This is a genomic window from Polaribacter filamentus, from assembly GCF_002943715.1.
In the GTDB taxonomy this organism is placed as follows: domain Bacteria; phylum Bacteroidota; class Bacteroidia; order Flavobacteriales; family Flavobacteriaceae; genus Polaribacter; species Polaribacter filamentus.
Map to the genome: position 1 here is coordinate 2,800,494 of NZ_MQUA01000013.1, position 14,186 is coordinate 2,814,679.

Here is a 14,186-nt window from a genome sequence, read left to right on the forward strand (position 1 = left end):
TATTAATTTTTTAAATTTTTAGCTTTTTGCAGGTATTTCATTTCTTCTTTATCATTTCCTAAACCTTTATTGGCTTTTGCTATTTCTAAATAAAAAGCGGCTTCCATTTTATCATCGATAACAAAATCAATACCACTTTGTAATATGGTTAACGCCTTTTTATAATTTTTGGTATCATTTAAAACTTTGGCGTTTACAAAATACAAATAGGCTTGTGCAGGAAAAAGCGCCATTCCTTCTTCACTAAACCTCAATAAATCATCATAATTTTCGATAGATTTTTTTAAAATTTCTTCTACTATTTTATATGATTTATCAGTTTTAAATTGATTGATTAAAACATTTAAATCTGCTGATAGTGCTTCTTCTTTAATAGGATTTTCTTCCTCTACATCTTCTTCGCCTGATTCTTGATCATCTGATTTTTTTTTTACAGAATATTCTTTTTTACTTTCTAAGTTTGCTCTTAACTTTTTCAAATAAGAGGGCAATACATACTCTTTTTCTAAAGTATTCATTAAAGAAATTCCTTCTTTAATTTGACCATTATACACGTACAATCTTGCTAAAAAGACTCTTTCCTTCGGATTGATTGCAACTATTTTTTGCTGCGTTTTAATAGCTTCTGCATACTTGTTATCCTTTAGATAAATCTTTACCAAATGCGAAAGCATCCATCTATTAGTAGGCTGTTCTGCTAAAGATCTTTCTATATATTCTTTTGCTAAAAATGTATTATTTAAAAATAAATAATTTTTAGAAAACTCAAAAAAAACAGCACTATCGTTGGATAAAATCTGATTACAGCTTTCTAAATTTTCAATTGCTTTTTGATAATTTCCAATCGATTTTTCTGACAATGCTTTAAAAAAGAATTGTTGAAACTTTAATTCAGTTTCTTCAGTTACATCTTCCTTTTCAGGAATACTATCTTGTGCGATACTATCAATTGAAAAAAGAAAAATAAAAAAAGAAAAAAGAGCCAATTTAAAATAGTTAAACAGCCTGTCTTTTTTGTGTTCTATGTTCTCTTTTCTTTGAATCACTTACATTAACTCGGTATAATCACCAATACTTACAGAAGAATATTTCGCGTTGTATTTTGCATAATTTCCAATCATCGCATTGTTTAAGTTGGCATTCAAAATTTCTACATTAGTTTGTATCAACGAGTTTACAATAGTAGAATTGACTACAATACTATTTTTACCAATAGAAACATATGGGCCAATTTTAGTATCTGTTAACACCACATTTTTACCAACATAACAGGGTTGAATTATTTCTGAATTATTTAAAACAACATCCGAAGAAACCAAATTTTTCCCTGCTGCATATTCAAAACCCAAAGTTTGTTTATTTGTATCTACAGTTGGATCTTTCTTACCACAATCCATCCAAGCACTTACAGTTCCTGGAATAAATTTTGCCCCTTGTAGTTTTAAAGATTCTAAAACATTTGTTAATTGGTATTCGTTGTTTTCCTTTAAATCATTATCAATTAGATATTGAATTTCTTCTAATAATTTTTCACCACTTTTAAAATAATAAATTCCGATAATCGCTAAATCAGAAACAAAATCTTTTGGTTTTTCTATAAAATCGGTAATAAAACCATCTTGTACCTTTACAACTCCAAATGCACTTGGATTATCAACTTTACTTACCCAAATTGCACCATCCGCATTTACATCCAACGTAAAATCTGCTTTAAATAAAGTATCTGCATAGGCAACAACACAAGGGCCGCTTAGAGATTCTTTGGCCATATAAATTGCATGTGCCGTTCCTAAAGCTTCATCCTGTATATAAACAGCCCCTTTTGCACCTAACTCTTTTGCTATTTTTAATAGTTTTTCTTTGGTATCACTTGGAAAACCTTTTGCAACTGAACCAATTACAAAAGCAATTTCATCTATCTTTTCATCAATCACAGAAGCAATATCTTCTACCAAACGTTGTACAATTGGCTTGCCTGCAATAACGGTTAAAGGCTTTGGTACCGTAAGTGTGTGTGGTCTTAAACGAGATCCAATTCCGGCCATTGGTACTATAATTTTCATATACTATTTTTTCAATTAAGTACGTGCAAGATAGTATTAATTAAGAGATTTTAAAAATAGTTTCAAAACAAAAACAATGCTTTATTGTTGTAAAATAACGGTTTAAAAAATGATTTTTTTAAATCCTTAAAATTAGCTGTTGATTTTGTTTCTTTGCAAAAAATATTACTTGTGAATTATCTTTCAGTAGAAAACATTTCTAAATCTTACGGTGAACGTATTTTGTTTCAAGACATTTCTTTTGGAATAAATAAAGACCAAAAAGTTGCCTTTGTTGCTAAAAACGGAACAGGAAAAACATCTATCCTTAATATTATTGCCGGTTTGGATGTGCCAGATTCTGGACAAATTGTAACCAGAAAAGATGTTTCTATTGCTTATTTAGCGCAAAATGACGTTTTAAATCCAGATTTAACCATCGAAGAAACTATTTTTGCTACGGATAATATTATCCTTTCTGTTATTAATAAATATGAAAAAGCATTAAAAAATCTTGATGATACAGAAGCATATCAAAATGCTTTTGAGTTAATGGAGCAATACAATGCATGGGATTTTGAAACGCAATACACGCAAATTTTATCTAAATTAAAATTAGATGATTTATCGCTAAAAATATCTACCCTTTCTGGAGGGCAAAAAAAGCGTTTGTCGTTAGCTATTGTTTTAATTAGTAAGCCCGATTTTTTAATTTTGGATGAACCAACCAATCATTTAGATTTAGAAATGATTGAGTGGCTAGAATCCTTTTTTGCTAAGGAGAAAATAACCCTTTTTATGGTTACCCACGACCGTTATTTCTTAGAACGTGTTTGTAATGAAATTTTAGAATTAGATGAAGGTAAAATCTATAAATACAAAGGTAATTATTCGTATTATTTAGAGAAAAGAGAAGAAAGAATTCAACTAGAACAAGTTACTACTGACAAAGCTAAAAACCTTTTTAAAAAGGAATTAGATTGGATGCGCAGACAGCCAAAAGCGAGAACTACTAAATCTAAATCTAGAATTGATGATTTTTATCAGATAAAAGAAAAAGCTAGTCAACGACGACTAGACCATAAAGTTCAACTAGAAATAAATATGGAACGTTTAGGAAGCAAAGTTTTAGAGCTTCATAAATTGTACAAATCTTATGGTGATAAAAAGATTTTAGACGGATTTGATTATATTTTTAAACGTGGCGAACGTATAGGAATTATTGGTAAAAACGGAACGGGAAAATCGTCTTTCTTAAATATTATTACACAACAAAACGAAGTTGATGGAGGTAAAGTTGTAGTTGGAGAAACTGTTAAATTCGGGTATTACACACAATCTGGAATCAACATAAAAGAAGGTCAAAAAGTAATTGAAGTTGTTAAAGAATTTGGTGAATTTATCCCTTTAACAAAAGGAAGAAAAATTTCTGCTTCACAACTTTTAGAGCGCTTTTTGTTTGATAAAAAGAAACAATATGATTTTGTTGAAAAACTTTCTGGTGGAGAGCAGAAACGCCTTTATTTATGTGCCGTTTTAATTCAGAATCCTAACTTTCTAATTTTAGATGAGCCAACAAACGATTTAGATGTTGTAACCCTAAACGTCTTAGAAAATTTCTTATTAGATTATCCTGGAAACTTATTAGTAGTATCGCATGACCGATACTTTATGGATAAAATTGTAGATGCTTTATTCGTTTTTAGAGGCGAAGGAATTGTAGAAAATTTTCCTGGAAATTATTCTGATTTTAGAGCATATGATAGTTCTGATCCTGTTGAAACAATAGATGAGAAACCTGTAGAAATAGTCGTTGAAAAAACCGAAAAGAAAGCAACCAAAAGTACCTTAACTTTTAATGAAAAAAGGGAATTTGGTGCTTTAGAAGTAGAAATTGAAAGACTTCAAAAAAGGAAAGCATCCATCGAGAACCAATTTTTAAATGTAGAGATTGAGCCTGATGATATTGCAAAAAAATCTGAAGAGTTACAAGAAATTATCACTACAATTGAACAAAAAGAAGAGCGCTGGTTTGAACTTTCTATGAAACAGGAAGATTAAAACCTCTATTTAACTCTAATAAAAATCGCATATTTTAAATTAATTGTATTAAATATATTTACTATATTTGTTAATAACAACACAAAAATATACTAAAATATGCTACAAATAGTATCAAAATATAATACTTTTTTAGATGAATTAAAAGACTATTTAGACAGTTCGCCTTTTAAGATAAGTTTTATTTACCAAAATTTAGGAATGTCAAAACAAGTTTTTTACCGAAAATTAAAAACTAAAACATTTACCGCGAATGAGGTTTTTACAATTTCAAAAATCTTATTTCCTAGTGAAGCTTTGATAATGGAGTTAGAAAAATCTAATGCAGATAAAAAAGCAGGTAGGATAATAGAACACAGTGAAGCAATGAAAATGTTACGAAAGAAGCATTTGTAATTCTAATGAATCGCTGAAATTTAACCAAAATAAATGTAAATAAATTTCATCAGTTTCTACTTCGTAAAATAGTGTAATGTGTTTTGTAATGACCAATTGACGAAATATTGGTTTGAATTCACAAATTATTCCCATTTCAGGGTAAGTTTTTAAAAGCTCAACCTTTTCATCTACAATATCTAAAAAATTTACAAGTACATCTGTCGACCAATTCTTTTTAAGATGATTTATATTTTTATCTAAACTATCTAAAGCGTTTTGATTCCATACAATTCTCATAATACAATTGTTTTCAACTAAACTCGAATAATATTTTCGTCCTTTAATAAGGCTTCATTATTAAAACGTAATAAAATTTGTGCAACGGCAATGGTGTCTTTTTCGCAATAGGTAACAATTCTATCAATATTTTTTTCTTTGTAATAAACACCTGCAACTTCACTACCATCAATATCATCTTTTGGCGAGGGAACTCCTAAAATAGAAGTTAATAACTTTAGTGATGTATAATGTTTGTAATCACCAAATTTCCATAGCTCTAGCGTGTCTAAATGCGGAATTTCCCATGGTTTTTTACCAAATAAATTTAGTTTTTTAGGCAATTCTATTTGATGCACAATCATTCTTCTAGCTATAAAAGGAAAATCGAATTCTTTACCATTATGCGCACATAAAACATTCGCTTTTTTAGCGAAATGTTTATCTAACAACACTTTAAAATCAGTTAAAAGTTGGTGTTCGTTATCTCCAAAAAAAGAGGTAATTCTAAATTGCTTCACTTCCTTTATGTCCACAAAATAGCCAACGGAAATACATATTATTTTTCCGAATTCTGCCCAAATCCCCGCACGTTCATAAAACTGTGCAGCAGTATATTCATCTTTTCTTTGGTACTGTGTTTTTTTTTCAAAAAGTTCTTGAGTACTTTTAGAAAGTAAACTCCAATTTTCTTCTTGAGGCACCGTTTCTATATCTAAAAAAAGGATATCGTTTATGTTGTAGGTAAGATTCATAGCAAATTATTTTTCTTTTCCAAGATAAAGATACTAAATAAAAAAGCTCCAAAAATTAATTTGGAGCTTTTAAAATAAGAATACTTATGTAATAATGTAAGATATTATCTAATTACTAACTTTTTAGAAGCTGTTTTACCCGCTTCTGTAACTTTTAAAATATAGATTCCCGCAGAAATAGCAGACACATCAATAGTAGATTTTACTCCAGAAAAACTAGATGAAAGTACTTTCTTACCTAAAACATTAAAAATAACAAGTTCTTTTTTACCATTGCTATTGCTAGAAATAGTAAATCTATTATTTGTAATTGGGTTTGGATAGGTTGCAAAACCTTCGATTGAATTGTTTTTTACGGATGCAGCAGCAGCAGCTGGTGTAACTGATGCCCAAGTTGTTCCAAGTCTAAGTTCATCAATAATCATTCCTGGTGTTTCATCAACAGAATCTTGTCTTAAAATAAATCTATTTGTTGCATTGGGAGTTGCATCTGTATCTGTTAATGTAACAGTAGGAGCTGTACTTCCTTCAAAATCTGAAGAAGAAGGATTAATCCAAGCATTCATAACCCCTGATGTTGTATTATAACTCATCACAATTAATATTTCATCATCTACATTATAATCAGAGCCAAAACCTGTGCCTGAGCTCCCATTAGTTATTGCAAAATTAAAAGTACTTGCCACTGGATTAGTAGCAGGATGTACCCATAAACGAGCATTAAAAGAAGTTGTACCCGAAGCAAACATAGCAAAATATCCACCATCAGTATAATCAGTCATTTTAGATATATCTGTAACTTTAATAATGAATGAAGAAAAAACTTCTCCAGAAGTAACTTCCGAAAACAAAATTTGAGAGTCATACGACAATCCTTCTAAATAAACTGAATTACCTGTTGAAGATTCTAATCCTTCATAGGAAAGACTCCCTGATACTGCATCAATTTCATTTACAGTACCACTAAAATTCTCCCAATTTGTTTGAGCTCCTAAATCTGCTCCTACAGTATAATCAAACCCATCATAATGAGGAAGAGATACTTGCCCAAAAGAAACTGCCGTTAAACAAAGTGCAATCAATAAAGTAAAAATGTAGTTTTTTTTCATGTGTGATTTGATTTTTGAATTGGCTGTAAATATAACAAATAATTAACTTTTACACTGATTAACAACCCATTAATTAATTGTTAATTTAATAGAAGTAACTGCCTTTTTTTTAGAATATCCTATGTTATTTAAAAGTAAATTAAAAAAGCCAAGATTAAATGATTGTTAAGAACCTAACTTTATACTAGAATTATCTGTATTTTTGATATTCAACATTCAAAAAGATTATGAATAAAAGTGAAATTAAAATTTTATTAGTTGATGATGAACCAGACATTCTAGAAATAGTTGGGTATAATCTTAAGAATGAAGGATATCAAGTTTTTACTGCCGAAAATGGCCAGCAAGCTATAAAAATTGCGAAAAAAAATATCCCCCATTTAATTTTATTAGACATCATGATGCCAGAAATGGATGGCATTGAGGCTTGCGAAAAAATTAGAAAAATTAAATCATTAGAAAATGTAATTATTACATTCTTTACTGCAAGAGGCGAAGATTATTCTCAGGTTGCAGGTTTTGAAGCTGGTGCAGATGATTATATTACAAAACCTATTAAGCCTAAAGTTTTAGTAAGTAAGGTAAAGTCTTTATTAAGGAGACTAAAAACCGAAACAGAAAGTGAGGAAACTTTTAAAATTGGTGATATTGTTATTGATAGAGATGAATATGTTGTTTATAAAGCAGGCAAAAAAATTGCACTTCCAAGAAAAGAGTTCGAACTATTTTCTTTGCTAACTTCTAAACCGGGAAAAGTTTTTAAAAGAGAAGTAATTTTAGATACCGTTTGGGGAAATGAAGTTGTTGTTGGAGGCAGAACAATTGATGTGCACATTAGAAAACTTCGTGAAAAAATTGGTGATGACCACTTTAAAACGGTAAAAGGAGTTGGATATAAATTTGTTTTAGAAGGCGCAGATTAACAAACAAATTTTGAAAATAAAAAAAACATATTCATATGCTCTTTGGTCTGCAGTTTATTTAACATCGCTTTCTGTAATTATAGGTGTAATATCCTACTTTATAATAAGCGAATACTTTGGTGTTTTTACGATTATTATTTCTATACTTTCTTTTTTCCTAATTTCTTTTTTCATCATCCAATATAGAACAGAACACTTTATTTACAGTCGTTTAAAAAAATATATGAAGATATTTCATTCTTAAATGTAAAGGATCTTAAAAAAGAAAGTGCCACAACAGATATAGAAATACTTTCTAAAAAAATGGAAAAGTTCGTGGAAGGTAAACGATTGGAAATTAAAAGCTTAACCGACAGAGATTCCTTTAGACGAGACTTTTTAGGAAACCTTGCTCATGAATTAAAAACACCTCTTTTTACGGTACAAGGTTATATTTTAACTTTAATGGAAGGTGCCGTTAACGACAAACAAATACGCATGAAGTATTTAGACAGAGCTAATAAAGGTGTAGAAAGATTAGTAGCTGTAATTAAAGATTTAGACATGATTTCCAAATTGGAAAATGATGGTATGAAGATAAATTTCGAAGTTTTTAATATTCTTGAACTCATCCAAAATGTATTTGATTTGTTTGAAATGAAAGCTAAAAAAAGAAATATTACACTTCAATTTGATAAAGTTTATGAGTTCCCTGTTTTTGTAAAAGCTGATGTTGAAAAAATAGAACAAGTGCTTATCAACCTAATTGTGAACTCTATAAAATATGGAAAACCAAACGGAACAACTATTGTTGGCGCAGAAAGTTATACGAATCAAAAGTTTATCGTTAAAGTTATAGATAACGGCGAAGGCATTAAAAAGATACACCTTCCGCGCTTATTCGAACGCTTTTATAGAGTTGATCAAAGTAGGTCTAGAGAACAAGGTGGCTCTGGATTGGGTCTTTCTATTGTAAAACATATTATTGAAGCCCATGACCAAAACATCTTGCTAAAAAGCACGTACAACAAAGGCTCAGAATTTTCTTTTACGGTTGAAAAAGCAAGATAGTTTTAAAATTTATAGCAGATCAAAACCAATATCTTTTCTATAATTCATTTTATCAAAATGGATTTGATTGATGCTTCTATAACATTTTGCTAGAGCCTCTTCTATCGTATCTCCAAAAGAAGTTACAGCCATCACTCTGCCCCCACTTGTAACCACTTTACTTTCTTTCATAGTGGTTCCTGCGTGAAAAACAATAGATTCATGAACGGTATCAAAACCTATAATTTCTTTATTTTTTTCATACGTTTCTGGGTATCCACCAGAAACCAACATCACCGTTGTTGCTATTTTATCGCTTACAGAAAACGACTTTTCATTTAAAGTTTGATTAGCCACTCCTTCAAACAACTCAAATAAATCAGATTCAATTCTTGGCAACACAACTTCCGTTTCTGGATCTCCCATTCTTACGTTGTATTCAACCACAGAAGGATTACCATTATCATTCATCAATCCGATAAAAATAAAACCTCTGTAATCAATTCCGTCTTTTTGTAAACCAGCAATTGTAGGTTTTACAACTAATTCTTCCACTTTCTGTAAAAAAGCTTCGTCGGCAAACGGAACGGGAGAAATTGCACCCATTCCGCCAGTATTTAAACCAGCATCTCCTTCACCTATTCTTTTGTAATCTTTTGCTGATGGTAAAATTTTATAGTTTTTACCATCCGTTAACACAAAAACAGATAATTCTATTCCTTTTAAAAACTCTTCGATAACCACTGTAGATGACGCTTCGCCAAATTTATGGTTAGAAACCATTTCTCTTAATTCGGATTTTGCTTCGGATAAAGAATTCAGAATTAACACACCTTTTCCTGCCGCTAGACCATCTGCTTTTAAAACAAAAGGAGGTTCTAATGTTTCTAAGAAGGTAAAACCTTCTGTTAGGTTTTCCTTTGTGAATGATTTATAACGCGCTGTGGGCACTCCATGCTTTTGCATGAACTGTTTTGAGAAATCTTTTGAGCCTTCTAATAAAGCTCCATCTTTTTTAGGACCAATTACAGAAATATTTTTCAACTCATTATCGGCTAAAAAGAAGTCGTGAACCCCTTCTACCAAGGGCACTTCTGGACCAACAACAACCATTTTAATATCGTTTTCTAAAACAGCTTTTTTAATCGCTTCAAAATCAGAAACACTGACAGGTAAATTTGTTGCTATTTTATGAGTTCCTGCATTTCCTGGAGCTACAAAAATTTGATTAATTTTCTTGCTTTCTAATAATTTTAAAGTAAAAGCATGCTCTCTGCCTCCAGAACCTAAAATAAGTACATTCATGTTTGTTGTGTTGATGTGTCTGCAAATATATTTTAAATTCTTTGGATACTCAATTTATAAAGAATGTCAATTTTGTTTTTTAATTAAAAACCCCACTTTAAAAAATATTTGATGGCAGATGAAAGGTGATAAAAAAATAGTTTTAAACTTTTTGAAGAACCTTGTTTCAATACATGAATAATTTCTTCTTTTGGATAGTATAGTTTTTTCTTCCCTAGAATGTCTATTTTTTTACAAATATCTACATCTTCCATATACAAGAAATACCGTTCATCAAAACCTTTTAGTTTTACAAAATCGTCTGTTTTATAAAGATGAAAACAACCTGTAATGTATTCTGCAAAGAAAGGTTCATTCAAGTCTCTATCCCTATAAGTGCCCTTAAAAATAACTTTTTTAAATATCGATTTTAAAAAAGTAAACCTTCTTGCCAACAATTCTTGTAAAGAAGGATATCTTCTACATGAATATTGATGAGTTTTATTAGGGAACAAAACTTTTGGGGCTATCATAGACAAGTTTTTATCTTTTTCTAACTCAATAATTAAATTTGGAATAACCTTTTCTTCAAATGAAACATCTGGATTTAAAATTAAATGATATTTAGAAAGAAATTTAATATTATTTATAATTTTATTATGAGCGGAACCAAACCCAACATTTTTTTCAACAGCAATATACTCTATGTCTTTATCTGCAAATACATGTTCAAAAAACCTAGTTGAAGTATTGTCTATTAAATAAAGTTTTTTATTAAATGGCATTTGCAAAAAAGAATCTATTGTTTTCTGCAAATCCGATAAGCTTTCTTCGAAAAGAACTATTGAACATGTTAATACTAGTTTTTCATTCATTATTTTAATAAGCTTTTTCTTCTTTCTTAAAAAATTTAAAAAAGTTTGTACTATTATTTTAATATCTAAAAAAAAAGACCAGTTTTCTATATAAAAGATATCTAAACGAACTCTATTTTCTATATCAGATTTTTTTACCACCTCTCCTCTATAACCACTAATTTGTGCTAATCCTGTAATTCCTGGTTTTACAGAATTTCTTACTAAATAGTTTTTAACTTCATTTTCATACTTTTTAGTCTGAATATTGATATGGGGTCTTGGTCCAACTACACTCATGTCTCCAAATAGCACATTAAAGAACTGAGGTAACTCATCTAAGCTAGATTTTCTTAAAAAGAAACCAATTTTTGTAATTCTCTTATCATTTTTAGACGCTGACACTTTATCTGATTCACTGTTTATCTTCATTGACCTTAACTTGTAACAAAGAAATTGTTTACCATTTAAGCCATCTCTTTTTTGTTTAAAAAATAACGGACCTTTTGAATCAAATTTAATAATTACACAAAGAATAGGAAGCAGCCAGGATAAGATAATTAAACACGTAATTGAAGCAAAAAAAATATCGAAAATTCTTTTTACTAGATGAGTTTCAATTCTTTCAAAAGGCAGTGGCTTTGGTTTTAAAATAGGTATAGTTCCAAAATATTCTAAAATAAAACCTTTACTATAGATAGCTTTATTTTTTGGTATTAGCCTTAATTCTAATTTATGACTCTCTGTAAATTGCCTTATTTTAATTAAAAAGATTTCAGAAATTTGTGATGAATCGCAATAAATTTCATCAATTTTATTATCTAAAACATAATTAAATCCATTTTTTAACAAACCAAGATATTTTTTTGACTCAAATGATTTATCAGAAAAAAAACCATAAAACTTATAGCCCAAATCATTTTTATTGTGAAATAAATTTTCTAGCATTCTTGCAGAATTAATACCTCCAAAAAGAATTATATTCCTATAATTTTTACCTTCAGATCTATATTTTTTTAGAAGAAAGAAAATAAAAAACTTAAAAAAAATTATTGCGGAAATAATCATCAGATAGATAACCAACTGATTATCAATAACCTCTCCTTCTCTAAAAAGACTAAAAAAACTAAGGTATGCTAATGAAAAAATAAAAAACTGTGATACTATTAATGTGACTAACCTTGTAATATGCGTATATCTATATACGTTATAGAATTTTGTATAATACGCAATAAATAACCATGAAATTATAATATATAATAAAAAGGGGGAATTTAAATACTCATAATCTGAAACAATTAAGATTACACCGTTAATTAAAAATAAATCAATAACGATTATTATAGGTCTAATTAGTGTGGATCTTTTCTGTTTCAAATAGAATATTTTTTTCTTTGATTAAATAGTAAAGTTATTGTAATAAAAAAAACCATTCCTCTTTGTCGCCACAAAAATGATTCTGTAATACAAACCACTAATATCAATATAATAAAAGATATTAAAAAATAATTTTTATGTTTAATGCCATCTTTTAAAATTAAAAATGCAATTAATAAGAGTAAACCCAAACCAACAATACCGAGTTCAGCAAAAATTTGTACATATTGATTATGATAATTATAATTAAGAAAATCTGGATATAAATTATATTCTAAATATTTTTCATTTAAACTCTTTTGAGAATTATTTAATCCTGAACCTAAGAAAAAATTGTTTTGTTCAACTAAAATTTCCGTAAAGGCTTTAATTTGAAAAATTCTTAAACCTAATCCTGACCAAAGATATACATGTCCGAAATCTTTTTTATGTAAAACCTCACCTATTTTAGTGGTATCAAATTCTGATTTAAATCTATTTAAAAAATTTAAAGATGCTATTGATAAAACCAAAAAACCAACAACAATAATTACCTTGTTTTGTAAACTAATCTTTTTGAATTTAAACTTTTTAAAAATTAAAGTTAAAGATAAAAATAAGGTAATTGTTATAATTGTTTTTGAAGATAATAAGATTAAAAACAAGCTCAAAAATATAATACAAGAAACATCAAGTTTCGATTTTATTTTTTTATTTAAGAAATAGGCTATTCCAAAACTCATAAATACAGATAGGTAAATTGCATTCATGTTGCTTAAATTATTACTTAATTTATGGTAAAACAAATAACCAATATCTTTATTTTGGATAGCTTTTAAGACACCTAGTGCTAAAGCATAAACCCCATTCACAACTAATGATTTTGAAAATGCATTAAAAACAACGTTACTTCTAATCTTCGTATTATTTAAAATAAAGGCTAGGGGTATTGTTAAATAGGATAAAAATCGGATAAGACCTTCCTTAGTGGTTTCGAGATTATTTGTCCAAAACAAAGAGCACAAACATAAAATATAGAAGCCTAAAAATAATATATTTAATGTATTAAATTCTAATTTAAACCCCTTAACTATTGCAGAATATATTGTTATCAATAAAAATAAAATTATTGAAATGCTATTAACAGCAAACCCTAAAGGCATTGTTATTAGAATTAAGGCAAGTAAAACCTCAAAAATATTGTAGTTTTTAATTTTTTGAAAGGCATTCATGAAAGTAAGTAAAATAGGTGTTATTTATTTTATTAATATCGTACTGGTCTTTTATTTTTAACTTATTATTTTCAACTTTTAGACTCTCGTTTTCTTTATTTTTATTTTTTAAATAAAAACTAACGTCCTCTGGCGTGTAAAAATAAAATCCATCTTCTTTAAGAACTGCCTTATTAAAGATATTATTGTGTGCAATTATTAAGCTCCCAGAACCCATAGCTTCTAATAAAGATGGATTTGTACCACCTACTGAATGTCCGTGAAAATAAAGATTACAGCAATGTCTTAAAGCGTTTAATTCATTATTATTATAAATACTACCTAAAAATCTAATGTTTTTTTGATTTTTAAATTTATCTTTTAGTGTATTGCCAAAACTGTTGCTATTATAATTACCAATTACCAAAAAAGGACTGGTTATTTCACTTAGAACTACGCCGTCTAATATGGTTTCAATATTATTTTCTGGTTCTATTCTAGCGATTAACATATTGTAATTTAACTTTTCTAAATTATATTTAGCCAGTACACTTTCATCAATTTCGGAAACTACTGCACTGCCGTATGCTATAAACTTCGAGTCTTTCTGATATTTGTTATCTATGTATTTTTTTATTCCTTCAGAATCTGAAATCAGAAAATCACTATATTTTACACCCAACCTTTCGGCATATTTTAAAAAAACCCTTACAAAATAAGTATACTTACTTCTTTTCCACTCTAAACCATCCATATTAGTAATAATTAATGGTTTTTTAGGGAAAAATAAAGACCAAATGGAGCTACTCGTGTACCCCAATTGTAAAATAATATCTAGATTTCGTTTTCTTGTATCTAAAATGCAATTTAAATCATACACAAACTGTCCTATCGTGCCCATTTTACTT

General features: G+C 28.7%; 11 protein-coding genes and 4 pseudogenes. 6 read left to right on the plus strand and 9 right to left on the minus strand.

What is annotated here, in order from left to right; translation table 11 throughout:
* Positions 1-2 precede the first annotated feature (2 nt).
* On the minus strand, positions 3-1,046 hold the full coding sequence (locus tag BST83_RS14805; RefSeq protein WP_240614777.1) for a tetratricopeptide repeat protein: 1,044 nt from the start codon (positions 1,044-1,046) through the stop codon (positions 3-5).
* On the minus strand, positions 1,047-2,063 hold the full coding sequence (locus BST83_RS14810) for a sugar phosphate nucleotidyltransferase (protein ID WP_104810459.1): 1,017 nt from the start codon (positions 2,061-2,063) through the stop codon (positions 1,047-1,049). It abuts the gene before it with no gap.
* A 171-nt stretch (positions 2,064-2,234) separates the two neighbouring features.
* Here BST83_RS14810 and BST83_RS21710 point away from each other — a divergent pair.
* The 4 genes and pseudogenes from BST83_RS21710 to BST83_RS14820 all read left to right on the plus strand — a co-directional run.
* A pseudogene (locus BST83_RS21710) lies at positions 2,235-3,056 on the plus strand (ABC-F family ATP-binding cassette domain-containing protein); the annotation flags it as partial.
* A 192-nt stretch (positions 3,057-3,248) separates the two neighbouring features.
* Positions 3,249-3,563, plus strand: a pseudogene (locus tag BST83_RS21715) (ATP-binding cassette domain-containing protein); the annotation flags it as partial.
* Between the two features lie 339 nt (positions 3,564-3,902).
* Positions 3,903-4,103 (plus strand): annotated as a pseudogene (locus tag BST83_RS21720) (ABC transporter C-terminal domain-containing protein); the annotation flags it as partial.
* A gap of 99 nt (positions 4,104-4,202) precedes the next feature.
* The gene (locus BST83_RS14820) at positions 4,203-4,499 is read left to right on the plus strand and encodes a hypothetical protein (protein WP_104808329.1); all 297 of its coding nucleotides are present in this window, start codon (positions 4,203-4,205) and stop codon (positions 4,497-4,499) included.
* On the opposite strand, the gene BST83_RS14825 is transcribed toward BST83_RS14820, so the two are convergent.
* From BST83_RS14825 to BST83_RS14835, 3 genes are all read right to left on the minus strand, one after another.
* The gene (locus BST83_RS14825; RefSeq protein WP_104808328.1) at positions 4,479-4,778 is read right to left on the minus strand and encodes a type II toxin-antitoxin system RelE/ParE family toxin; all 300 of its coding nucleotides are present in this window, start codon (positions 4,776-4,778) and stop codon (positions 4,479-4,481) included. The two genes, BST83_RS14820 and BST83_RS14825, sit on opposite strands and share 21 nt — an antisense overlap.
* 17 nt (positions 4,779-4,795) lie before the next feature.
* Positions 4,796-5,512: a 3'-5' exonuclease gene (locus BST83_RS14830; RefSeq protein ID WP_104808327.1), complete on the minus strand. Its 717-nt coding sequence runs from the start codon at positions 5,510-5,512 to the stop codon at positions 4,796-4,798.
* Between the two features lie 104 nt (positions 5,513-5,616).
* Positions 5,617-6,621, minus strand: a complete 1,005-nt coding sequence (locus BST83_RS14835) for a T9SS type A sorting domain-containing protein (protein WP_104808326.1) — start codon at positions 6,619-6,621, stop codon at positions 5,617-5,619.
* Between the two features lie 227 nt (positions 6,622-6,848).
* On the opposite strand from BST83_RS14835, the gene BST83_RS14840 reads away from it, so the two are divergent.
* Together BST83_RS14840 and BST83_RS14845 are read left to right on the plus strand one after the other, a co-directional pair.
* On the plus strand, positions 6,849-7,544 hold the full coding sequence (locus BST83_RS14840; RefSeq protein ID WP_104810461.1) for a response regulator transcription factor: 696 nt from the start codon (positions 6,849-6,851) through the stop codon (positions 7,542-7,544).
* A 10-nt stretch (positions 7,545-7,554) separates the two neighbouring features.
* Positions 7,555-8,594: pseudogene (locus BST83_RS14845) on the plus strand (sensor histidine kinase).
* A 9-nt stretch (positions 8,595-8,603) separates the two neighbouring features.
* On the opposite strand, the gene purD reads toward BST83_RS14845, so the two are convergent.
* The 4 genes from purD to BST83_RS14870 form a co-directional block, all read right to left on the minus strand.
* On the minus strand, positions 8,604-9,878 hold the full coding sequence (purD, locus tag BST83_RS14850; protein WP_104810462.1) for a phosphoribosylamine--glycine ligase: 1,275 nt from the start codon (positions 9,876-9,878) through the stop codon (positions 8,604-8,606).
* Between the two features lie 83 nt (positions 9,879-9,961).
* Complete coding sequence (locus BST83_RS20810; protein WP_240614778.1) at positions 9,962-12,088, minus strand: exopolysaccharide biosynthesis polyprenyl glycosylphosphotransferase; 2,127 nt, start codon at positions 12,086-12,088, stop codon at positions 9,962-9,964.
* Positions 12,085-13,299, minus strand: coding sequence for an O-antigen ligase family protein (locus tag BST83_RS14865; RefSeq protein ID WP_104810463.1), 1,215 nt, complete (start codon positions 13,297-13,299; stop codon positions 12,085-12,087). The genes BST83_RS20810 and BST83_RS14865 overlap by 4 nt, the downstream gene beginning before the upstream one ends.
* The gene (locus BST83_RS14870; protein WP_240614779.1) at positions 13,277-14,179 is read right to left on the minus strand and encodes a DUF1972 domain-containing protein; all 903 of its coding nucleotides are present in this window, start codon (positions 14,177-14,179) and stop codon (positions 13,277-13,279) included. Before BST83_RS14870 ends, BST83_RS14865 begins: the two co-directional genes overlap by 23 nt.
* Positions 14,180-14,186: the final 7 nt, after the last annotated feature.

What these genes read in the sequence shown, in the direction of transcription:
- BST83_RS14810 (WP_104810459.1), bottom strand. Translation starts at nt 2,063, where the DNA reads ATGAAAATTATAGTACCAATGGCCGGAATTGGATCTCGTTTAAGACCA.
- BST83_RS14820 (WP_104808329.1), top strand. Translation starts at nt 4,203, where the DNA reads ATGCTACAAATAGTATCAAAATATAATACTTTTTTAGATGAATTAAAA.
- BST83_RS14825 (WP_104808328.1), bottom strand. Translation starts at nt 4,778, where the DNA reads ATGAGAATTGTATGGAATCAAAACGCTTTAGATAGTTTAGATAAAAAT.
- BST83_RS14830 (WP_104808327.1), bottom strand. Translation starts at nt 5,512, where the DNA reads ATGAATCTTACCTACAACATAAACGATATCCTTTTTTTAGATATAGAA.
- BST83_RS14835 (WP_104808326.1), bottom strand. Translation starts at nt 6,621, where the DNA reads ATGAAAAAAAACTACATTTTTACTTTATTGATTGCACTTTGTTTAACG.
- BST83_RS14840 (WP_104810461.1), top strand. Translation starts at nt 6,849, where the DNA reads ATGAATAAAAGTGAAATTAAAATTTTATTAGTTGATGATGAACCAGAC.
- purD (WP_104810462.1), bottom strand. Translation starts at nt 9,878, where the DNA reads ATGAATGTACTTATTTTAGGTTCTGGAGGCAGAGAGCATGCTTTTACT.
- BST83_RS14865 (WP_104810463.1), bottom strand. Translation starts at nt 13,299, where the DNA reads ATGAATGCCTTTCAAAAAATTAAAAACTACAATATTTTTGAGGTTTTA.
- BST83_RS14870 (WP_240614779.1), bottom strand. Translation starts at nt 14,179, where the DNA reads ATGGGCACGATAGGACAGTTTGTGTATGATTTAAATTGCATTTTAGAT.